Source organism: Sulfitobacter sp. SK012 (assembly GCF_003352085.1).
Taxonomy (GTDB): domain Bacteria; phylum Pseudomonadota; class Alphaproteobacteria; order Rhodobacterales; family Rhodobacteraceae; genus Sulfitobacter.
On the sequence record NZ_CP025804.1, the window covers coordinates 2,841,423 to 2,862,893 of the forward strand.

Here is a 21,471-nt window from a genome sequence, read left to right on the forward strand (position 1 = left end):
GGAGCCGGGCAAATGCCTATCGCAAATGAGCTGCCGATTGATACATCGGCAACCGCAGATCAAATGGCCGCGGAGATCTTTGGATCTGGCGTCACGGTCAATACAGCGAGCTATTCCGGCGATGCTGTAAGCTCGGGCATTTACACAAATGCAGACGCCATCGCGCCGGGCGTGGCCCCTGCGGATAGTGGCGTCATCTTATCGACGGGCCGTGCCGATGATATCACCAACAGCGATGGCACGACCAACACCAACCAAGTCGCCGGCCGCTCGACCAACACCGCCGGCGTTGATGGTGATGCAGATTTCAACTCCATCGCCCCCTCGGCCACTCAGGATGCCGCCTTTCTTGAAGTAACGTTCACCCCGCTGGGCGATTTCCTGACCATTGATTTTGTCATCAGCTCCGAAGAATACCCCGAGTTTGCGAATTCCCAGTACAATGACGTCGTAGGCGTTTGGGTAAACGGCCAGCAGGCTACTGTAACGGTTGGGAACGGCAACGCCTCTATTGGCAACATCAATGGCAACACCAGCCCGAACATCTACCTCGATAACACAGGCGACGAATACAACACTGAAATGGATGGGATGACCATCACGCTCAGCTTTGTGGCCCCAGTAATTTCAGGGCAAGTAAACACGCTCAAGATCGGCGTCGCTGACGTTGCTGACGCCAACTACGACACCAATCTGCTGATCGCGGGTGGCTCAGTGCAGTCTACCATCGTGGCCCAAGACGATTCAATCACAATGGGCAACAACGACGTCACAACGTTGGATGTGTTGGCCAATGACAGCTCAACCGGTGGCGCACTGACGATCACGCATATTCAAGGCCAGCCCGTGGTTGTGGGTCAAACAATAATATTGGGAACCGGCCAAGAGGTAACTCTGAACCCCGATGGCACTTTTGAGATCGTGGCAGACGGCGACGATGAAACGATCCAGTTCACCTACTCCATCGAGGATCAAAATGGCGAAGTAGACACGGCTCTGGTTCAGGTGACCCAGGTGCCGTGCTTTGTTGCCGGCTCATTGATTGACACGCCTCAGGGCCCCCGGCCCATCGAAGCATTGCTGCCTGGCGACATGATTTTGACGCAAGATGATGGGCCGCAACCACTGCGGTGGATCGGCCAACGCACAGTACCAGCTGAGGGGGCCAACCGCCCAATCCACTTCCGCGCAGGGGCCTGTGGTGCCACGCAAGATTTATGGCTATCGCCGCAACATCGCGTGTTGGTGGAGGGGTATCAAGCCGAGCTGCTGTATGGGTATGACGCAGTCTTTATAAAGGCCAAGGATATGCGCAACGACATGTCGGTTACCGACGACCGGGCCCGCAGCACTGTCACTTATGTGCACATCATGTTTGACGCCCATCAAGTTGTCACGGCAAATGGCGTGGCCTGTGAAAGCTACTTGCCCGGGCCTGCGACAATGCGGGGATTTGACGAGGCCACACAAACAGAAATTCTCGAGCTTTTCCCAGAGCTTGACCTAGACGGTAATGGATACGGGGCTGCGGCGCGCCCACTCATCCGGAGTAGTGACGCGCGTGCTTTGCAGGTTAGGGCCAGCTGATTACTCAGCCGCCACCTTGCGCGCATTCAGCATCGTCTTGAGGTATTTACCAGTATAGCTTTCCGCAACCTCGGCCACCTGTTCAGGTGTGCCTTTGGCCACGATCTGACCACCGCCATCGCCCCCTTCAGGACCGATATCGATGATGTGATCGGCTGTTTTTACCACGTCCAGGTTATGCTCAATCACAATAACCGAATTGCCCTGATCAACCAATTCATGAAGCACTTCCAACAGCTTGCGCACATCTTCGAAATGCAGGCCGGTGGTAGGCTCATCAAGGATATAAAGCGTACGGCCAGTGGAACGTTTACTGAGTTCCTTGGACAGCTTCACCCGCTGTGCCTCGCCGCCAGACAGCGTTGTCGCTTGCTGGCCGACCTTGATATAACCCAAACCCACCCGCATCAACGCGTCCATCTTTTCGCGAATAGAGGGGACAGCGGCAAAGAAAGTTTGTGCGTCTTCTACGGTCATGTCCAACACGTCCGCGATGGATTTGCCCTTGAACTTGATCTCAAGAGTTTCGCGGTTGTAGCGCGCACCTTTGCAGGTTTCGCATTGCACATAGACATCTGGCAGGAAGTGCATCTCGATCTTGATGACCCCGTCGCCCTGACAGGCCTCGCAGCGGCCCCCTTTGACGTTAAAGCTAAAGCGGCCTGGTTTATATCCGCGTGCTTTGGATTCCGGCAATCCAGCAAACCAATCACGGATCGGAGTGAAGGCCCCGGTGTAGGTCGCCGGGTTTGACCGCGGCGTCCGGCCAATTGGACGCTGATCGATGTCGATGACCTTATCGAGGTGCTCTAACCCTTTGATCGTCTCACAGGGCGCTGGCGTTTGGCGCGCACCATTTAGGTTCATTGACGCGGTTTTGAACAGCGTCTCAATCGTCAACGTCGACTTGCCGCCACCCGAGACGCCCGTCACACAAACAAACTTCGCCAGAGGGAAATCAACGGTGACATTTTGCAGGTTGTTGCCACTCGCCTTGACCACCTGAACCTTTTTCTTGTTGCCCTTGCGGCGGGTGGCAGGCACCGGAATTTCACGCACCCCCGTCAGGTATTGCCCCGTCACAGAATTGGGGTCAGCAGCGACCATTTCGGGCGTACCGTGGCTTACAACTTGGCCCCCGTGCACCCCTGCGCCCGGGCCGATATCGAACACGTAATCAGCCTCGCGGATCGCCTCTTCGTCGTGTTCCACAACAATCACGGTATTGCCCTGATCACGCAGGTTCTTCAGCGTCAGCAAAAGGCGGTCATTGTCGCGTTGGTGAAGGCCAATGGATGGCTCATCAAGCACATAGAGAACGCCCGTCAGACCAGACCCAATTTGGGACGCAAGCCGAATGCGCTGGCTCTCACCGCCGCTTAATGTACCACTTGACCGTGCGAGCGTAAGATACTCTAAACCAACGTTATTCAAGAAACCAAGTCGCTCACGAATCTCCTTGAGAATGGCCTTGGCGATCTCGTTTTTCTGAATAGTCAACGCCTCTGGAACAGTCTCACACCAGGCAAATGCCTCGCGGATCGACATCTGAACAACCTGCCCTGCGTGCAAGCCTGCGATCTTGACCGCCAATGCTTCGGCGCGCAAACGGTATCCTTCGCAGGTGCCGCAAGAACGGTTGTTTTGATAGCGTTCAAACTCTTCGCGGACCCAATTGCTATCGGTCTCGCGGTAGCGGCGTTCCATGTTGGGGATCACCCCTTCGAACACGCGACTCACCTCATAAACGCGGCCCCCTTCGTCATAGCGAAACTTGATTTCTTCCTTACCAGATCCGTACAAAAACACCTGCTGAATATCCTCAGACAGGTCTTTCCACTTGGTGCTTTGGTCGAACTTGTAATGCTTGGCGATGGCTTCAATTGTCTGAAGAAAATACGGTGATTTCCCTTTACGCCACGGAGCCAATGCACCGTCATAAATCTTGAGATTCTGATCCGGCACCACAAGGCGTTGGTCAAAAAACAGCTCGACCCCCAAGCCGTCACAGTCCGGGCAGGCCCCAAAAGGCGCATTAAACGAAAACAGCCGAGGCTCGATTTCGGGAATGGTAAAGCCACTGACAGGACAGGCGAACTTTTCGGAGAACGTATAACGCTCTGGATCGCCCTCACTCGGGGCCGTTTCAAGGATCGCGATTCCATCGGCCAGATCAAGTGCGGTGCGCAAACTGTCCGCCAGCCGTGTCTCCAGCCCTTCGCGGACCACAATCCGGTCAACCACGACATCAATGTCATGGCGGAACTTCTTGTCTAGCGTTGGTGGCTCGTCCAGATCGTAGAATTCACCATTTACTTTAACCCGCTGAAAGCCGGTTTTGCGCAGCTCAAGGAATTCCTTGCGGTACTCACCTTTACGGTCGCGCACGATTGGGGCCAGCAAATAGGCACGCGTCCCCTCCTCCATGGTCATGATCCGGTCGACCATATCCTGCACTTGCTGGGCCTCAATGGGCTTGCCCGTGGCCGGCGAGTAAGGCGTGCCAACCCGCGCAAACAAAAGCCGCATATAGTCGTAAATTTCTGTCACGGTCCCGACGGTGGAACGCGGGTTTTTTGAGGTCGTCTTTTGTTCAATCGAGATCGCGGGGCTGAGACCGGAGATATGATCAACGTCCGGTTTCTGCATCATATCAAGGAATTGGCGGGCATATGCGCTCAGCGATTCTACATAGCGGCGCTGACCTTCGGCATAGATCGTATCGAACGCGAGGCTTGATTTGCCCGAACCAGACAGACCGGTTATGACCACCAGCTGATCGCGGGGAATATCCACGTCGATGTTCTTGAGATTGTTCTCACGCGCGCCGCGCACTTCGATATGTTTCAGCTCTGCCATGTCGGACCCCTATTAACACACTGTACATAGGCGGCGTGTCCGGATTCTCCAATAGAAATATGAGAACATTATGCGAACGCCGCCATTGAATTAACGGAGCTTCACCAAGGCTTTGTAGAGGACAAGCCGAGCACAGCGCGAAAACGCCCGTCTTTTCGGAGAGTTACCGCCGGCCAGCATCCCAAATCGCTACCCGTTCCGTGAAATGAACAATGCAGTCACGATCAAATTTTTACCTGCCAGTCCTGTACTAGCCAACCCAAATGGAGCTACCCCTGTTTACGTTTTCTTGGCCAGCGCCCACGCACATATCGGCATCGCAGGATCATCCGTCAGATCATCAGTCGCCGCGTCGTATTGTGGCGGCCAGCCGCCCCCATCCAGATTGCGCAGCGCGGCATGCCGGTTGCCCCATTGGGCAGATTGGATCGCATCCTCTTCAAAGCCACATTCAATCAGGAAATTCTTGAGCCCGCGCGCAGACCACCGCGAATTGTCCATCGGAGCGGCGTGGAACGGCACAAAAAACGGCACCGCGACCCAGAAATGCCCGCCCTTGCGCAGCATCCGCCGCACGTTCGTGTCGCGGCATAGGGCCGGTCGAGGTGTTCCCACACCTGATTGGCAAGGATCAGGTCAAATTTCTGCGCCCGCTCGCCTGTTTCATCCAAAAACGGGCCTTCGCAAATGTCATGCTCAGGATATCGGAACTGTTTGTAGCTTTTGAAGGCGAACATCTCGCCCCAATTGCCGGATATCTCGGCGACCTGAAGGGTGCGCGGATGAAGCGCTTGGACCATCTCGCGGCTGGCCGGGCCCATGACGACACGGTTGAGGCTGACCATCGGGATATTCCTTTGTTGCGCACCGTTACCTTTTCAGAAAACGGTGCACAGGACTACCCCGTAGGTTGTCACATATGAATAGCGCGCCCATATGCATCAAGCACAGATTCGTGCATCATCTCTGACAGAGTCGGATGCGGAAAAACGGTGTTGATCAAGTCTTCCTCGGTCGTCTCAAGCTGGCGACCCACGACGTAACCTTGGATCAGTTCGGTCACTTCTGCGCCAATCATGTGCGCACCCAACAGCTCGCCAGTTTTGGCGTCAAAGATCGTCTTGATCATACCGCTGGATTCACCAAGCGCGATGGCTTTGCCGTTCCCAATGAAAGGAAAGCGTCCAACCTTGATCTCATAGCCCAGCTCTTTGGCCTTGGCTTCGGTATATCCGACGGACGCGACCTGAGGATGGCAATAGGTGCAGCCCGCGATGCTTTCTGGCTTCACAGGATGCGCATGTTTGCCAGCGATCAGGTCCGCGACCATGATACCCTCATGGGACGCTTTATGAGCCAGCCAAGGCGCGCCCGCGATGTCGCCAATGGCATAAAGCCCGTCGACGCCGGTGCGGCAGTATTCATCTGTTACAACATGGGTGCGGTCAATTTTCACGCCCGCTTCTTCAAGGCCCAACCCTTCGACATTGCCGACAATGCCCACCGCCGAAATTACGGTGTCAAACTCATGCGTCTCAACTTTGCCACCCACTTCGATATGTGCTGTGACTTTGTCCTTGGCGCGATCAAGCTTTTTGACCATCGCCTTTTGCATGATCTTCATGCCCTGTTTCTCGAACGCCTTTTTCGCAAAAGCCGAGATTTCGGCGTCTTCTACGGGCAGAACCCGGTCCATGACTTCAACAACGGTCGTCTCAGCACCAAGCGTGTTGTAAAAGCTGGCGAATTCAATGCCGATGGCCCCTGATCCGATGACCAGCAGTTTTTTGGGCATATGCGGCGGCTTCAACGCGTGTTTGTAGGTCCAAACCCGCTCCCCATCTGCCTCAAGACCCGGCAATTCGCGTGCTCGCGCACCGGTGGCAACGATGATGTTTTTGGCCGTTAGCTCTTCGGTGCCTTTGTCGGTCTTGACGCGGACCTTGCCTTTGCCATCCAGCTTGGCCTCGCCCATGATGGCTGTGACTTTGTTCTTCTTAAAGAGATGCCCAATGCCGCCAGACAGCTGTGCGGCTACTTTGCGCGATCGGTCCACCACAGCATCAAGGTCATAGTCTATGCCTTCCGCCTTGAGGCCAAATTCCTTGGCGCGGTGCATCAGGTGAAACACTTCAGAAGACCGCAGCATCGCTTTGGTCGGGATACAGCCCCAATTGAGGCAAATGCCGCCCAGATGCTCACGTTCAATACAGCACACGTTCATGCCCAGTTGCGCGCCCCGGATGGCCGCAACATAGCCTCCCGGACCGGAGCCAATCACAATCAGATCAAAGGATTTATCAGCCATGTCGGGACCTCGCAGCTTGGGGCATTCAGATATAGTTTACCGTTAAACTACTCTGACCCTGTCAGCAATGGCGAGATTCCGGCACGCAGCTTTGGTCAGGCGGCAGCGGCCTCTGCTTGAAGGCTGCGAATGGTGGTGCCGTACCCGCCTTGGGTCACATAAACTTTTTCGTTCTGTGTTCCGGCCCGGTCCAGCGCCTCGTTGCGATACGGAAAGCGGCCAAACTGGCGGATCACTTCGCGGTGCGCCCGTGCATGCAGCATATTGCTGGCACCGGTTTGCGGCATCCGTTCGATCATCAACCGGATGCACCGTTCCTGATCACACAGGTTTTCGGAATGCATCATCGGCATGTAAAAGAACTGGCGAGCTGGCTCATCGATCGCCATGTCCCACCCTTTCTTGATCGAAGATTTTGCTACAGCCAATGACGCCCGGTCTGTGGCGAATGCCTCTGCTTTGCCGCGGAACATGTTGCGCGGAAACTGGTCAGTCAGAATGAGATAAGCAAGCGCGCCTGAGGGATACGTCAGCCATAGCGAAAAGCTGCCTGCACGCGCGGCCTCCCATGCGGGACCAAAGCGGTCGATGATTTGCGCATCCAGTGCATCACTCGAATCGTACCAGCCGGATGGGCCAACTTCATCGAGCCAAAATTCCAAGACTTCCTGTGGGCCAATCATGGCTTTCTCCTTGAACCGTTACCGTCGATTAATCACTACTAAGAACCTAAAATAGCACGTTTTACAGACACGATTTGCTACAAAACCGACACAAACTGTTTCTCTACTTCTGCGTGTCCTGATCTTCGGTGTTCTCAGCCTCTTCTAGGTCACTCTCAATCGCGTATTCTTGGGCGATTTCCAACGCAACAGCTGTCGCTGCGGGATAGATTGCCACGTAGCTGCCTGTGTCTTCCACCGCAATGGTCCGGCCACGTGTTGAGCGGAAGCCCGCATAGCCAGCCAACGAGACAAACAGCACACCCGTGAACAGATAGAACCCGCCTGGCCCAAGCGTGGTGCTCATCAACCAACCTGTGATGATCGGGCCTGCAATGGCCCCCAGCCCGTTAATAAAGATCAGCCCGCCGGATGCCGCTGCCATGTCTTCGTGCTCAAGAAAGTCGTTAGTATGGGCAATAAGCAGTGAATAGAGCGGGTTGGCCATGCCCCCGACAATAAAGGCTGAGGTGAGCAGGAGCGGAAAGATGTGCCCCATAAACATTCCCAGCACAGATCCAGCCGCCCCAATCAACGACGTGATCATGATCAAAAAACGCCGATCCATCCGGTCAGAAATCCACCCGATGGGAAATTGCAGGAACACGGCCCCAATAAAGAAGGTTGCGACAAAGGTTGAGATTTGCGCAACGCTGAGCCCCGCAACCGCGCCATAAACAGATGCCATGCCGAATTGCGCAGAAAACACACCGCCCAGCAGGAACATCCCCACACAACCCAGTGGCGAAAATGCAACGATTTGTCGCAACGTCATCGGCTTGGTGGTTTCAAACGCCGGCGTAGGGCTGATCGACAGCAAAATCGGCGTGACTGCGATGCTCACCAGCACCGACGGGATAATAAAGAGGATGAAACCCGACGGATCCGCGGTCAGTAATAACGCCTGGGCCAGAACGATCCCCAGTGTTTGAACGATCATATAAAGTGACAACGCCTGCCCGCGGTTTTCGTTTGTCGCCGCGTTGTTGAGCCAGCTTTCGCCCGTCACGTAAACTGCGGAAAAGCAGAACCCGATCAACACTCGGCCCAAGGACCAGGCGATAACATTCGGAAAGGTCGGATAGAGGATCATTACCGCTGAGATCAAGGACGCGAGAGCCGCAAAAACGCGGACATGGCCAACCCGTCGGATCATCCCCGGGGCCATACGAGAACCACCCAAGAAACCCACGAAATAGGCCGACATCACAATCGACATCTCAAAGGTGTCAAAACCTTCAAGCCCGCCGCGAATACCAAGCATCGTACCCTGCATCCCGTTGCCCACCATCAGCAGACAGATGCCCAGCAAAAGCGCCCATGCGCTCCCTAAAACCTTCAACATCGCGGCAATCCTTATCCTTCGCCTTCGCCTTCGCCTTAGCCCTAACGCAGCAATGCAGAGGGATTCGCACCAACTCCCGACATTCTTAGGTCTATTTACGCCGCCGGTATCAGCAAGGATGCATCTCCGTAAGAGAAGAAACGATAATTACTTTCGACCGCATGAGCGTAGATTTCGCGCAGTCGATCTTGGCCCATCAAAGCGGCCACGAGCATCATCAAAGTTGAGCGTGGCAGGTGGAAATTTGTCATCAATGCATCGGTCACATTGAAGGTGAATCCAGGGGTGATAAAGATGTCTGTGTCACCTTCCCAAGCGGTGATTTCCCCAGCCTTTCCAGCGGTTTCGATCAAACGCAGCGCAGTGGTGCCCACGGGAATGATACGGCCTCCAGCAGCTTTGGTATCCGCGATTTCTTGGGCGGCTGTTTCGCTGACCTGACCCCACTCGCTGTGCATCTTGTGATTGGCAATATCGTCGACTTTCACCGGCAGAAAAGTGCCGGCCCCCACATGGAGGGTGACATAGCTGATGGTGACGCCCATTTGAGTGAGCGCGTCCAGCAAAGGGGCATCAAAATGCAAGGACGCTGTTGGTGCGGCAACTGCCCCTGAATGGCGCGCCCAGACGGTTTGATAATCATCACGGTCGCGCGCGTCCGCCGGGCGTTTTGCAGCAATATAAGGCGGCAGCGGCATTGCGCCCGCCGCGTTGAGGGCCGCGTCAAAATCATCGCCAGTCAGGTTAAACCGCAGATGCGCCTGCCCGTCGCTGATCCGCTCCAGCGTGGCAGTCAGATCATTGCTGAAGATAACGACCTCACCGGGTTTCAGTTTGCGCAGTGGCTTGACCAGCGCGGACCAAGTGCCATCTGCGGCAGGCTCCAGCAAAGTGGCTTCGATCTTGGCGGCAACCGGCCCCTGCCCGCTATCGCGGTGGCGCAGCCCCGTCAGACGCGCCGGGATCACACGGGTGTCGTTTAGCACCAACCGGTCACCGGGGCGCAGCCATTGGGTAAGGTCGAGCACCTGCGCATCATGGGTTTTGGCCCCATCGGCCACCAACAGACGCGCGGCACTGCGCGGTTGCGCGGGCCGCACGGCGATCAACTCTTCGGGGAGGTCAAAATCAAAATCACTGAGCTTCATTTGCGGCGCTTTAGCGTTCATCCGAGGGAAGGACAACGTCCTCTTTTGGCCGCTCGACAGGTTGCGGCAGGGTTGACCCCGTCACACCCTCAACGCTGGGCAGTTGTGTCTGGGGTGCACGAAAGGCATCGCGCAGCGCACCTGGAGCCAAAGCGGACAGCGGGTTGATCGACACTTTGGGCGAAGTCGCAGCCCCTGAGAGCCCGTAGTTAATCCCAAATACCCCCTCACCTTTTCGGGTGAAAATCGAACCAATGCCATTGAGGATATAGACAGGTGTGATCACGCCCTGAAATGCGATCTGACCTGTGTCTGTCGCAAAGACGCCGTCCATTGAGATGCCCATGGACGGCCCAACAGCACTGGCGCGGCTGAGTGTCATGCGGTTCGGGGTCAGCCGGAAATCAGCCTCAACCTCTTCGAAATAGATACCTGCCCCGTTCATCTCATCCAGCAGCCCGACAACTGAGACAGCATTGAGCAAGGCAGCCATCGCGGGCGCGTCCTTGATCCGGGTCTTCTTGACGTTCAGACGCCCGTCAAACGCACCACCGCTGCCGATTGGCAGCAAGGTCAACTCCAAATCGCCGCCCACGGCCTGTTTGAGCACACCAGAAGAGCGAAACACCCCACCGGCATCATTTGACGTAATGCGCACGGCGCTGCGTCCGTTTTGCGGAACGACTGTGCCGTTGATTGTGGTGCCGCCATTCAGGCGCGCTTGGAACGGGCCATCAAGGCCCCCAGATGTGTTAAACTGGCCGCTCATCTGATCCACAAATATTGTGTCGGTGACCTGCAACCGATCAAGGTTCACCAACATTGGCGGGGCCGCGGGGCCTCCTGCAGTGTTGCTACCGCCACTACTGTTTCCGCCAAATGTCGCTCGGCGCAGGTCCAGTGTGCCGCCACGAACCACCACCTGCGGCGCGCGCCCAGAACCTTTGCCCAGCAAATCAACAGGGATATCCAACCAATCGCCGCGTTGCAGACGGTTGACCCGCAACCGCTCCATTCCGCCTCCCGGGCGTAGCGACAACGTTGCATCCGCCTTGAGCCCCGGCGCATCCAGCACAATTGCATCAACGCTGGGTGCCGCACCGAGCGCCCCTGTAACGCGTAAGCTGCCGGTTGTGTCTGCTGCTTTACTCCATCCCAGTTGCGGAACGGACATACGCATGCCGCGCAAATCCGTGTTCAATGCAAATGTCGGGGAGGATCCGCGCTGGAACACCAGATCAAGAATGCCACTGCCGGTGCCCGCGACGGTGCCGGGGGGCAGGCTCACGTTAAAGGCGGTTAGCGCTTCGGGACTCAGTGCAACATTGCCGGTCAGCGTGCTGCGCTCGGCGCCTTTGCCGATAGGTTGCGTCCACTTTCCCTCGAAGGGAATGCCGTCCAAACTGCCCTCGCCGCCGATCTCCACACCTTGATTATTGGCGACCAACTGCATCTGCGTGCTGCGCAGACTGCGGCCTTTGACCAGTGTATCAGACCCCAGCGCCAGCAGGTTTCCTGCAACGTCGTAGCGCACATCAGAAGGCTTGCCGCCTTTGCGCAGCGGCAATGCTAAAGTACCCGACAGCACCGCTTGGCCGTCAGCAATCTCTACCGGCAGGCGCACTCTGTCCATCACAGTCATTGGCGGCTGGTTTAACAATGACAACGCCGCCGTGACCGAGGATTGCGAATTAAACCGGATCACCGCCGGGGTTCCGGGTTTGGCCTTAACATCAGGAATGATAAAGGACGATCCGGTCAACGCCACAGCGCCGCCCACCGCCGCCTCTACCTGCCCACCATCAAGCGAGATCACAAACCGGTCCCGTTCCATGCTGCCATGACCACGCGCTTGGGTGATGGGCGGCAGGTGACGCAAAAACGTGACTTCGGCATCTTCATAATCAAACGCCAGAAAGGTCTGCAACGGAGTTTCGGGGCCATACCGAAGTGCCAGATCAGCGTTCGAAACCGACGCCGACTTAAGGTTCTTGGCCAGCCACGCACGTGTCTTGGGCTTCAACGTCACAGGCCACAGTGCCATCAACCGCGGCAAAGACACCGCATCCATCTGCGCATCAACGGCCACGTCCCAACCGCCCTGCCCGGCAGCAAGCTGGCCAGTCGCTTGCAAGATTTGCCCCTGATCATTGAGCTGTAGCCGCCCCAGATCAAATCGGAACGGATTGAGGCGCAGACGGAAATCCATCTCTGCGGAATCAAGCGATACAGCACTGGGGTAAATCTGCTGCGGATTGGCGCTGAGGTTATTAACGCTGAATTGCCCGACCAGATCGCTGAATTGGCCGTTCTCTAGGCGGCCCAGCGTTGCGGTCCCTTCAGCTTGGCAAGAGACCCACTTGCTGCGCAGCGACAACTCATCAAAGCGCAACACACCCTCAGAGGCATCGTAAGATAAATAGCTACGTGCACCGTCAAAGGGGATTGGTGTGGTTTGCCGATTGGGTTGCACCACACCCGCACCAATCTGGAGCGTCGCATTGAGCGGTGCCAGACTGCCATCTGGCAAAACGCCAGTGCGTACCGAGCCCGAAATGGGCGCACGTAACACATCAAGCCAGCCAAACGCGGGGCTTTGCGTGGCGATATCGCGTGCGGAAAACCCATCAAATGTAAGACCAAACCCCGCTTCGGATGCGCCGATGTCGCTGGTGTAATTTGCCGCCAGTGTCGCGATCCCTGATTCACCACCAAGCACGGCCAGATCGGCCGCCATCGAAAGCGTATCGCCATCGCGGTTCAAAATAAGCCGCCCGCCATCCACTGTCCAAGCCCGGTTGGCGCGCAGATCGGTGAATTGGACTGTCAAAGCTCGCAGTTCGGCTTGCTCTAGCGACGCCAAGACGGGGCGCGACATCAGGCTGTCTAGATCGTCAACAAGAGCGCCCAAGTTTTCAAATTCGCGCATTGGCCCGGCACGACCCGTCCCGCCCTGCAAGGACACACGGCCATCTGCGCTGCGCTCAAGCTTGAGTACAACACCGTCCAATGAAACCTCGCCCGGGGCTATTTTGCGCTGCAAGAGCGCGGATGTGGACAGACGCGCTTTGAATTCGCGAAAGGCGATGATCTCCACACCGGCAAGGGTTTCGACCCGGACATTGCGCAGGCGAACGCGTGGTTTCCAACCACGCTCAACCACGACCCGGATTTCGCCAAACGTCACACGGGCAAGCGGGATATCTTGGGCAAGCCGGGTTTCAATGCGGTCTTGGGCCCAGGCAGGCACTTGCAAGGGCCGGTCAAACAGCCACAACGTGCCGCCCACAATCAAACCGGCCAGCAACAGCACAACAATCACCGAAGCCCGGCCAACCCGGCGCGCGGCACTGCGACGTTGTCTCGGCGCTGAGGTTTTGGAGGTATCAGGCTCTGGCATCTTACTCCGACCGGGGGCGCAGGCCAGCGCCAAGGGGTTGTAAAACTCGACCAAGATTTAGGTCTTGATCCAACGCCGGGGCTTTAACTTTGCCGGTGCTGCCCTACTATGCCATTAGGTCGATCCCCTTTCCATGTCAAAGACGAGAGAACCATGCCACAGATCAATGAACCTGCGCCTAAATTCACCCTTCCGGTCACTGGCGGCGGCGAAGTTACGCTGAGCGCCTTGCGAGGCAGCCCTGTCGTCCTCTATTTTTATCCGCGCGATGACACCCCCGGCTGCACCACACAGGCGATCGGATTTTCCGCGCATTTGGCAGAGTTTGAGGCCGCGGGCGCCAAGGTATTCGGCGTGTCTGGCGACACCATGGCCAAGCATGACAAATTTGCCGCCAAGCACGCGCTGACCGTGCCGTTGCTTTCGGGGTTTGAGGAAACGATCACCGAAGATTACGGTGTTTGGGTCGAGAAAAACATGTACGGCAAGAAATCCATGGGCATCGAACGCGCTACGTTTCTGATCGACGCGCAGGGCAACATTTCGCGCATTTGGCGCAAGGTCAAAGTGCCCGGCCATGTGGAGGAAGTCTTGGAGGCTGTGCGCGCGCTGTGATCCCTCTTGCCCAGATGGCGGAAGCGGTTTTGCAATGTGCAGTCGGTCGCGAAAAGACCGCGTTGTCACGCGGATACGCTGCCGCGTGGCAGGCCGCCCGCGCCAAAGGAGAGACACCTGAAATTGGCCGCGCCGATCCGCCGATGCATCCTGCACGGCCGCCAAGGCCGGAGCTATTAAGCCCGCGCGATGTGCCGCGCCGCCGTCCCGGCACACCCGAAGGACGGATCGCACTTTTGCACGCTGTCGCGCATATTGAGTTGAACGCAGTGGATCTGCATTGGGACATCCTTGCGCGGTTTGCAGATGTGCCGATGCCGATTGGATACTACGATGACTGGGTGAAAGCCGCGGATGAAGAATCCAAGCATTTCAATCTGATGTGCGACTGTCTTGAAGCATTGGGCAGCCATTACGGTGCCCTACCTGCACACGCGGGAATGTGGCGCGCCGCCGAAGATACGGCGGAAGATTTCATGGGACGTTTGGCAGTAGTGCCCATGGTCCTTGAGGCGCGCGGCCTTGATGTAACGCCGGGGATGATTGAGGTGTTCAAACGCGCCAAAGCCGATCAGGCCGTCGCCGCATTGGAAGTTATATATTCGGAAGAAGTGCACCATGTTGCCTACGGGTCCAAATGGTTTCACTTTCTGTGCGGACGGCACGATCTGGACCCCACGCAGCAATTTCACATGCTGGTCCGAAAGTATTTTCATGGGAATCTAAAACCCCCTTTCAACGAGGAAAAGCGGGCGGAGGCTGGCATCCCCCCGGATTTCTATTGGCCATTGGCCGAAGGGGCCTGATTGGGGCACATCAGCTAGGCAGCCCAAGCCGCTGAAATAGGCGGTTTTTTGCCCACCATCCGTAAAACTGGCGGCAAGCGGGCTATTGCCGTGAATTGGCAGGTCAACAGGGTTGCCCCACTGGCGGTGGGTGGCTATGCCTCACCTGGTTAACAGTATAGGACCACGCAGATGGTCGGATGTGCTGAACTGGGACAGAAGAGGAACGTAGAACGTGCGCACAAAGCTGGCAATTAAAACCCACGCCATGTTGGAACACTTCTTTCCTGAACGCCGCGTTTTTCTAAAGTCCGATAACGACACCCGTTTTATCCGCCTCAAACCCGGCACGCAGTTGGTGGCCCTCGCAGGGTCCGGCCTGCTGATTGGTTGGGCCATTGTGGCGACCGCGATCATCTTGATGGACAGCATCGGATCCGGCAATTTCCGTGAGCAAGCCAAGCGCGATCAACGCACCTATCAGGCGCGTCTGAATGACCTTTCTGGCCAACGCGACGGACGTGCCGAGGAAGCTCTCGCCGCGCAAGAACGCTTTAACGCAGCGCTTTCCCAAATTTCCATCATGCAATCAGAGCTCTTGTCCTCAGAGACACGCCGTCGCGAATTGGAAACCGGGATCGAAGTGATCCAATCAACCCTGCGCGATACTATGCAAGACCGTCAGGCAGCCCGCAGCCAGCTGGCCGAATTGGAAACCGGCGACGGGGTTAGTGCGGCACAGATCGCTGCCAGCAGCGCGCCCATGGATTTCCTCGCCGAAGCGCTGGCACGCACCGCAGCCGAGCGTGATCAGGTCATTATTGATGCGCAAGACGCCCTGCTGCACGCCGACGAAATGGCCCAACAGATCGCCCAAATGCGCGACCAGAACAACACCATTTTCCGCCAGCTCGAAGAAGCAATGACCGTCTCTGTAGCACCCCTCGACAAGATGTTTCGCAACGCAGGCATGCCGACAGACCGCATTATCAAAACCGTACGACGGGGATACTCCGGCCAAGGCGGCCCACTCACGCCGCTAAGCTTTACAACCCGCGGCGAAGAACCAACGGCTGACACATTGCGTGCCAACCGTCTGATTGAACAAATGGACCGGCTGAACCTTTACCGCATCGCCGCTGAAAAAGCGCCTTTTGCCTCACCCGTTAAGAACGCATTCCGCTTTACTTCGCAATTTGGCTTTCGTCGCGATCCAAAAACTGGCGGACGCCGCATGCACAAAGGCGTTGATTTCGCTGCGGGTATGGGCACACCACTTTACGCAACCGCAGACGGTGTAGTGGTCAGCGCAAGCTGGTCCGCAGGATATGGTCGTTTGGTCAAGATACAGCATGAATTCGGCATTGAGACACGCTACGCTCACATGTCTAAAATGCGCGTTAAAGTTGGGCAAAGGGTCTCGCGCGGCCAGCGGATTGGTGATATGGGAGCCTCAGGACGGGTTACTGGCGTTCACCTGCACTACGAAGTGCGTGTCGGCGGCAAAGCGGTAAACCCAATGATTTATATCAAGGCTGCAAACGATGTTTTCTAAGAGCAAAATCAACGACCCTTCCCCCAAAGACGGTGATGCGGAGCGGCCTCAGGCCTCTGCGATCCCCTCCCCTTCGGCGGCACCCAAACCAAATGAATTCAAGGCAAGCGCCCCAAAGGCCAAGCCACCAGCGTCGATCCTTTCGGCCGACCTGCACGTCACGGGTAACATGAAGACCACCGGCGACATTCAGGTCGAAGGCACAGTGGAAGGCGACATCCGCGCGCATCTGCTGACCATCGGCGAGACGGCGACAATCAAAGGCGAAGTGATTGCCGATGACGTGGTGATCAATGGCCGCATCGTAGGCCGTGTACGCGGCCTTAAGGTGCGTCTGACGTCGACGGCACGCGTTGAGGGTGACATCATCCACAAGACCATCGCTATCGAGAGCGGCGCGCATTTTGAAGGTTCCGTGCAGCGTCAAGATGACCCGCTGAACCCTGGTGCCAAATCAGCACCAGCGCAAAAGCCAAACCCCGCTTCTTAAGCGACTTCACAGATTTGACGGGCACCGCATAGAGATATGCGGTGCCCGTTTTGCATTCTGGGATACGAATGATGTTGTGCGGGTGTGCGCGCCCTTAACGCTGGCGCGCAGCGCTCTAGAACTTGCCGTTGGTATTTTTCCATTCACTGCGCGGTGCGATGGATTCGGTGGTGTCCCAATGTTCAACAATCATGCCGTTTGCGACTCGAAACAGATCGTAGAAGGCTGAGTGAATACCGCCGCGCTGACCTTCACTTGCACAAAGTACAAAATTGCCCTGCGCCAGAACGCGGTGGATATGTTTGTAGTCGATATGGCGCGCGCCATTTGTCTTGTTCTCTAGAGCCAGGCGAAGCGCAGAAGTCCCATCCGCAGAGGTTGGATTATGATCGGAAAATCCATCCGACTGAATGAAATCGGTGATGCGGTCGAGCTGCCCGTCGAGCAGTACCGTTTCAACAAAGGACCGAACAAGAGACCTGTTGGCCTCAGTCAATTCAAGGTCCGCGACCTCGGTCGGACCATCCACCATGCTGCGGCCTGAGTCATTTGGTCCAGTTCTCTCTTGGATATTGTCCCAGTGCTCAACCGCACGGCCATCATCGAATCGAAAGACCTCAAAGCAAATCTTCCTCGTGGCAAAGTCATATTCCATATGGGCAAAGACAAATTCGCCGTCCTCAAATCCTCTGACCATGTTGACCTGTGGTTCAGTTTCTGAGAGCCGTTTGAACAACAGGGCAAGCCCTTCGCTCCCCTCGTGGGTCTGAGGATTATGCTGAACGTATTTCGCTTCATTCACCACGGCGACTGGGCCCGGATCGCCTGTCTCAATGCTTTTGAGCAAATTCCAGATTTGAGCTATTTTTGATACGGTCATCCGCATGATCCCCGTGCTGAGTAATCTGAGACGCTTCTGTATGATCGGGGCATGAACCGAGCTCGACCACGCAAAAGCTCACATACCGCCTGCCACCTCAGGAGGTTGCAATTTTACGCTGCGCTCACAAAGGAGCCAGTTTGCGCGTGATCCCAATATTTGGCGAACGCAGGATGAACCGCATCATTTGCTTCAAGGTCTCCGGATTCCAACCACAGATACTGGCTGGCAGCAGATCGTGCTTCCCTGCTGCTGATCCGGATCATGAGGTGATGTGGCGTAAATTCTGATGGATGAGACAGCCCGGAGGATTCCACGGCCTCCCGCAGAGCGGTCATTGTGTTCTTATGGAAATTCGCGACCCGTGTGCTTTTATCCTCAACCACCAAGGCTTTGTAGCGACCGGGGTCTTGGGTTGTCACACCCGTCGGGCATTTCCCCGTATGGCAGGCTTGGGCCTGAATGCAGCCAAGCGCAAACATGAAACCGCGGGCGACGTTGCAGCCATCTGCCCCCAAAGCAAATACCCGGCACATGTCAAAGGCGCTGATCAACTTGCCAGACGCGATCACCTTTATCTGGTCGCGGATGCCAAGGCCCACGAGCGTGTTGTGAACAAGCATCAGACCTTCGCGCAAAGGAGCGCCTTTGTGATCGGCAAATTCTACCGGCGCAGCACCAGTGCCGCCTTCGGCCCCGTCCACGGTAATAAAATCTGGGCTGATGCCACTTTCCTTGATCGCTTTTGCAATCGCAAACCATTCCCATGGATGGCCCACGCACATCTTAATGCCTACCGGTTTGCCGTCTGACAAAGTCCGAAGTTCTTGGATAAAAGCGCAAAGCTCCAGCGGCGTTGAAAACGCGCTATGCGAACTTGGGCTTATACAATCAACACCAACTTCTATGCCGCGCGCCTCTGCGATTTCCTCGGTAACTTTCGCCCCAAGCAGAATGCCGCCATGTCCGGGTTTTGCCCCCTGCGACAGCTTAATTTCGATCATTTTAACCTGATCCTCGGCAGAGGTGGTCGCAAACTTTTCTGGATCAAATTGACCATCCGCTGTGCGGCATCCGAAATATCCACTGCCAATCTGCCAGATCAAATCGCCGCCGTGCTTGCGGTGAAACTTTGAGATAGAGCCCTCGCCGGTAGTGTGCGCGAAATCACCCATCTTTGCCCCTCCGTTTAGGGCCTCGATGGCATTTGGGGACAATGCGCCATACGACATTCCGGAAATATTCAGGACGGATCCTTTGTAGGGCTTTGTGCATCCCGGACCGCCAAACGTAACCGTAAAAGGATCAGCAGGCAGATGTTGCGGCATCATGGAGTGGTTGATCCATTCGTGCCCGACTTCATTGACATTGCGCAGGGTGCCGAAAGGCCTGAGCCCTTCCATACCTTTCGCACGGCGATAGACCAAGGCACGTTGTTCGCGGGAAAATGGTGTTTCTTCGTGGTCGCTCTCTAGGAAATACTGACGTATTTCGGGGCGGAAATGTTCAAACAAAAACCGCAACCGCGCGACCAGCGGGTAGTTCTTGAGAACAGCACTTTTGTTTTGAAACAGATCGTTCAACCCCAGCAGCGACAACAGAAAAGCGATGGCGGATATTGCGCCGCCCCAAAAGGGCGCAGGTCCAGCCAATAGCAAGCCAAACGGCACCAACAACACAACAACAGCCAAAGGTAAGTAACGCATTCTGAACTCCCATCAGTGCAGCAAGGAGCGCATTCCAAGAGCGTTGCGTCAAGGCAGTTGCGCAATAATTGACCAAAGGGATGGTTAATCCACGCCCCAGTTTTTGTCAAAGCAGTGTTGGTTAGGCCCTCCCGAAGGCCGATTTTCAGACAACTTCGGGCAACTCTTTGGCCTAGAAAACAACGTTCAGCATCGTGAGAGATACGATCAAGAATAGGATCGTCATAATGCCACCGCTCTTGACGAAATCGATCACTTTGTATCCCGCAGGGCCCATGATCAGTGCATTGACCTGATGGGTCGGAATAATGAACGAGTTTGACGTCGAGATAGCCACCGTCAGCGCAAACACCGCAGGATTGGCACCAGCGGCCACCGCAATAGAGACGGCCAGTGGCACAAGCAGAACCGTTGCTCCGACATTCGACATTACCAGTGAGAACACCGTCGCAAGAATAGCGACCCCGGCTTGCAGCGACCAGATGGGCCACCCATCCAGAATGGTCAGAATTTGTTGCGCGATCCACTCGGCGGTCCCAGTGTTTTGCACCGCTTGCCCAAGTGGAATGAGGCTGGCCAAAAGGAACACCGTGTTCCAGCCGACCGCACGGTACGCCTCATCAATGCTGAGAACGCGTGATAAGAGCATCCCCACCGCCCCCGCAAGCAGGCATAGCGACAGTCGGACATCCGTGAACAAAATCAGCGACAGAGAGATCACAAAGAAAAACAGCGCCCAACCGACTTTGTGCGGTCTGAGTTCGTCCTGAGGGAAATCCGCTGTCACAACGATAAAATCTCTGTCGCGTTTTATGCGGGTCAGGTTATCCCAACGGGTGTGTGCGACAAGCATATCGCCTGCTTTGAACGGCACCAATCCGATTTGAGTAGAGTCGTGGCTTTCGGTCTTTACGTGGCTCAGTGTTTCTTCGCCTCGGTGTATCGCCATCAGTCCAAGGCCATAGGTTTTGCGCAACAGCAAGTCGCGTGGGCTTTTGCCAACAAGCTTGGAATCGGGCGGAATGACCAGCTCGGCCACACCTGCGTTTGTCGAGGCGAACTCCTCGACAAAAACGTCCAACTCGGGGCGGAGGGTTAGGCCATATCGGGTTACTAAACTCTGCACCGCTTCATCGCTGCCAATGATGGCCAGACGGCAAGGTGCCGCAATCTCAGCGGTCAAAATCTGGATCATCGACGCCTTGCCGCGGTAAAATGTCGAAATGATGTAAATGTTATTTTCGTTGTTTATGTCGGCAAGGATCTCTCCGACCAGCGGACTATCCTCGGGCACGTCAACTTCGAAAACCTGCGCGTGCAGGCCATATACCCGTTCAAGGTATTCGGACGTGCCGTGGCCGGACGCCACATCCACAGGATCGGATGAGCCGGGCAATACCCAACGCCCAAGGAAGAGAAAATATAGGATACCGGTTGCGATAAGGGCCGCGCCAATCGGTGCGACGGAAAACAGGCCAAACGGCTCCATCTGCATCTCGGCGGGTAGGCCTTTGTTCGCTGTAAGTAACAGGTCGTTCAGCAAAATGAGCGGCGAGGATCCAACCATCGTCATCGTGCCGCCAAGGATAGCGCAAAATCCCATTGGCATAAGCAGACGGCTAAGCGGGATGCCCGAGCGCACTGATATGCGGCTAACCACAGGCAGGAATAGGGCTGCTGCGCCGACGTTCTGCAGAAAACTAGAAATGAAACCAACGGTGCCAGACACGATTGGGACTACGCGCGCTTCTGACGTGCCCCCGTGTTTGAGGATAGCAGCGGCGACTTTGTTCATGATCCCGGTTTTATCCAGCCCGGCACCGACAATCATAACCGCTATAATGGAGATCACAGCATTTGACGCAAACCCATCAAACAGGTGATTGACGTCCGCCAGCCTTTCGAGCCCGGGCACATAACTGAGCATCCCGACGATGACCAAAACAAGCAGAGCGGCCAGATCTATGCGGATTACTTCTGAAACAAAAAGGAATACCGTAAAGCCAAGCAAACCAAGCACGATCGCCATCTCTGTCGTAAATTCGATCGCCTCCATCGTATCCCTCTCTTG

At 56.0% G+C, this 21,471-nt stretch carries 16 protein-coding genes; 6 read left to right on the forward strand and 10 right to left on the reverse strand.

What is annotated here, in order from left to right; translation table 11 throughout:
- Positions 1-12 precede the first annotated feature (12 nt).
- Entirely contained in the window at positions 13-1,587 is a 1,575-nt protein-coding gene (locus C1J03_RS13890; RefSeq protein WP_114887142.1) for a Hint domain-containing protein, read from the forward strand.
- On the opposite strand, the gene uvrA is transcribed toward C1J03_RS13890, so the two are convergent.
- Entirely contained in the window at positions 1,588-4,446 is a 2,859-nt protein-coding gene (gene uvrA / locus C1J03_RS13895) for an excinuclease ABC subunit UvrA (RefSeq protein WP_114887143.1), read from the reverse strand. It abuts the gene before it with no gap.
- 279 nt (positions 4,447-4,725) lie between these two features.
- Positions 4,726-5,013: a hypothetical protein gene (locus C1J03_RS26085; RefSeq protein ID WP_368073899.1), complete on the reverse strand. Its 288-nt coding sequence runs from the start codon at positions 5,011-5,013 to the stop codon at positions 4,726-4,728.
- Positions 5,014-5,051: 38 nt separating this feature from the next.
- Between C1J03_RS26085 and C1J03_RS26090 the strand changes: the two genes are divergently transcribed.
- Complete coding sequence (locus C1J03_RS26090) at positions 5,052-5,369, forward strand: hypothetical protein (RefSeq protein ID WP_368073900.1); 318 nt, start codon at positions 5,052-5,054, stop codon at positions 5,367-5,369.
- Here C1J03_RS26090 and lpdA read toward each other — a convergent pair.
- The 5 genes from lpdA to C1J03_RS13925 all read right to left on the reverse strand — a co-directional run bounded on the left by lpdA (position 5,360) and on the right by C1J03_RS13925 (position 13,369).
- Entirely contained in the window at positions 5,360-6,754 is a 1,395-nt protein-coding gene (gene lpdA, locus C1J03_RS13905) for a dihydrolipoyl dehydrogenase (protein ID WP_114887144.1), read from the reverse strand. The two genes, C1J03_RS26090 and lpdA, sit on opposite strands and share 10 nt — an antisense overlap.
- 95 nt (positions 6,755-6,849) lie before the next feature.
- Complete coding sequence (locus C1J03_RS13910) at positions 6,850-7,437, reverse strand: DUF924 family protein (RefSeq protein WP_114887145.1); 588 nt, start codon at positions 7,435-7,437, stop codon at positions 6,850-6,852.
- 103 nt (positions 7,438-7,540) lie between these two features.
- Positions 7,541-8,821: an MFS transporter gene (locus C1J03_RS13915; RefSeq protein WP_114887146.1), complete on the reverse strand. Its 1,281-nt coding sequence runs from the start codon at positions 8,819-8,821 to the stop codon at positions 7,541-7,543.
- A gap of 95 nt (positions 8,822-8,916) precedes the next feature.
- Positions 8,917-9,969 (reverse strand): tRNA preQ1(34) S-adenosylmethionine ribosyltransferase-isomerase QueA, encoded by a 1,053-nt coding sequence (gene queA / locus C1J03_RS13920; protein WP_114889009.1) that lies wholly within the window; start codon positions 9,967-9,969, stop codon positions 8,917-8,919.
- A gap of 10 nt (positions 9,970-9,979) precedes the next feature.
- Entirely contained in the window at positions 9,980-13,369 is a 3,390-nt protein-coding gene (locus C1J03_RS13925) for a YhdP family protein (RefSeq protein ID WP_114887147.1), read from the reverse strand.
- Between the two features lie 153 nt (positions 13,370-13,522).
- On the opposite strand from C1J03_RS13925, the gene C1J03_RS13930 reads away from it, so the two are divergent.
- The 4 genes from C1J03_RS13930 to C1J03_RS13945 all read left to right on the forward strand — a co-directional run bounded on the left by C1J03_RS13930 (position 13,523) and on the right by C1J03_RS13945 (position 16,814).
- Positions 13,523-13,984: a peroxiredoxin gene (locus tag C1J03_RS13930; protein WP_114887148.1), complete on the forward strand. Its 462-nt coding sequence runs from the start codon at positions 13,523-13,525 to the stop codon at positions 13,982-13,984.
- A gap of 14 nt (positions 13,985-13,998) precedes the next feature.
- Positions 13,999-14,790, forward strand: a complete 792-nt coding sequence (locus tag C1J03_RS13935; RefSeq protein WP_174234502.1) for a ferritin-like domain-containing protein — start codon at positions 13,999-14,001, stop codon at positions 14,788-14,790.
- Positions 14,791-15,004: 214 nt separating this feature from the next.
- Positions 15,005-16,324: a M23 family metallopeptidase gene (locus tag C1J03_RS13940; protein ID WP_114887150.1), complete on the forward strand. Its 1,320-nt coding sequence runs from the start codon at positions 15,005-15,007 to the stop codon at positions 16,322-16,324.
- Positions 16,314-16,814: a bactofilin family protein gene (locus C1J03_RS13945; RefSeq protein WP_114887151.1), complete on the forward strand. Its 501-nt coding sequence runs from the start codon at positions 16,314-16,316 to the stop codon at positions 16,812-16,814. The genes C1J03_RS13940 and C1J03_RS13945 overlap by 11 nt, the downstream gene beginning before the upstream one ends.
- A 115-nt stretch (positions 16,815-16,929) precedes the next feature.
- Here C1J03_RS13945 and C1J03_RS13950 read toward each other — a convergent pair whose 3' ends face one another.
- The 3 genes from C1J03_RS13950 to C1J03_RS13960 all read right to left on the reverse strand — a co-directional run bounded on the left by C1J03_RS13950 (position 16,930) and on the right by C1J03_RS13960 (position 21,456).
- Positions 16,930-17,694 carry a nuclear transport factor 2 family protein gene (locus C1J03_RS13950; protein WP_114887152.1) on the reverse strand — a complete coding sequence of 255 codons (765 nt, stop codon included), beginning with the start codon at positions 17,692-17,694 and terminating at the stop codon, positions 16,930-16,932.
- Positions 17,695-17,807: 113 nt separating this feature from the next.
- Positions 17,808-19,400, reverse strand: coding sequence for an FMN-binding glutamate synthase family protein (locus C1J03_RS13955; RefSeq protein ID WP_114887153.1), 1,593 nt, complete (start codon positions 19,398-19,400; stop codon positions 17,808-17,810).
- 172 nt (positions 19,401-19,572) lie between these two features.
- On the reverse strand, positions 19,573-21,456 hold the full coding sequence (locus C1J03_RS13960) for an SLC13 family permease (protein ID WP_114887154.1): 1,884 nt from the start codon (positions 21,454-21,456) through the stop codon (positions 19,573-19,575).
- Positions 21,457-21,471 lie beyond the last annotated feature (15 nt).

What these genes read in the sequence shown, in the direction of transcription:
- C1J03_RS13890 (WP_114887142.1), top strand. Translation starts at nt 13, where the DNA reads ATGCCTATCGCAAATGAGCTGCCGATTGATACATCGGCAACCGCAGAT.
- C1J03_RS13910 (WP_114887145.1), bottom strand. Translation starts at nt 7,437, where the DNA reads ATGATTGGCCCACAGGAAGTCTTGGAATTTTGGCTCGATGAAGTTGGC.
- C1J03_RS13925 (WP_114887147.1), bottom strand. Translation starts at nt 13,369, where the DNA reads ATGCCAGAGCCTGATACCTCCAAAACCTCAGCGCCGAGACAACGTCGC.
- queA (WP_114889009.1), bottom strand. Translation starts at nt 9,969, where the DNA reads ATGAAGCTCAGTGATTTTGATTTTGACCTCCCCGAAGAGTTGATCGCC.
- C1J03_RS13945 (WP_114887151.1), top strand. Translation starts at nt 16,314, where the DNA reads ATGTTTTCTAAGAGCAAAATCAACGACCCTTCCCCCAAAGACGGTGAT.
- C1J03_RS13950 (WP_114887152.1), bottom strand. Translation starts at nt 17,694, where the DNA reads ATGACCGTATCAAAAATAGCTCAAATCTGGAATTTGCTCAAAAGCATT.
- lpdA (WP_114887144.1), bottom strand. Translation starts at nt 6,754, where the DNA reads ATGGCTGATAAATCCTTTGATCTGATTGTGATTGGCTCCGGTCCGGGA.
- C1J03_RS13930 (WP_114887148.1), top strand. Translation starts at nt 13,523, where the DNA reads ATGCCACAGATCAATGAACCTGCGCCTAAATTCACCCTTCCGGTCACT.
- C1J03_RS13915 (WP_114887146.1), bottom strand. Translation starts at nt 8,821, where the DNA reads ATGTTGAAGGTTTTAGGGAGCGCATGGGCGCTTTTGCTGGGCATCTGT.
- C1J03_RS26085 (WP_368073899.1), bottom strand. Translation starts at nt 5,013, where the DNA reads ATGCTGCGCAAGGGCGGGCATTTCTGGGTCGCGGTGCCGTTTTTTGTG.
- C1J03_RS13960 (WP_114887154.1), bottom strand. Translation starts at nt 21,456, where the DNA reads ATGGAGGCGATCGAATTTACGACAGAGATGGCGATCGTGCTTGGTTTG.
- C1J03_RS13955 (WP_114887153.1), bottom strand. Translation starts at nt 19,400, where the DNA reads ATGCGTTACTTACCTTTGGCTGTTGTTGTGTTGTTGGTGCCGTTTGGC.
- uvrA (WP_114887143.1), bottom strand. Translation starts at nt 4,446, where the DNA reads ATGGCAGAGCTGAAACATATCGAAGTGCGCGGCGCGCGTGAGAACAAT.
- C1J03_RS13935 (WP_174234502.1), top strand. Translation starts at nt 13,999, where the DNA reads ATGGCGGAAGCGGTTTTGCAATGTGCAGTCGGTCGCGAAAAGACCGCG.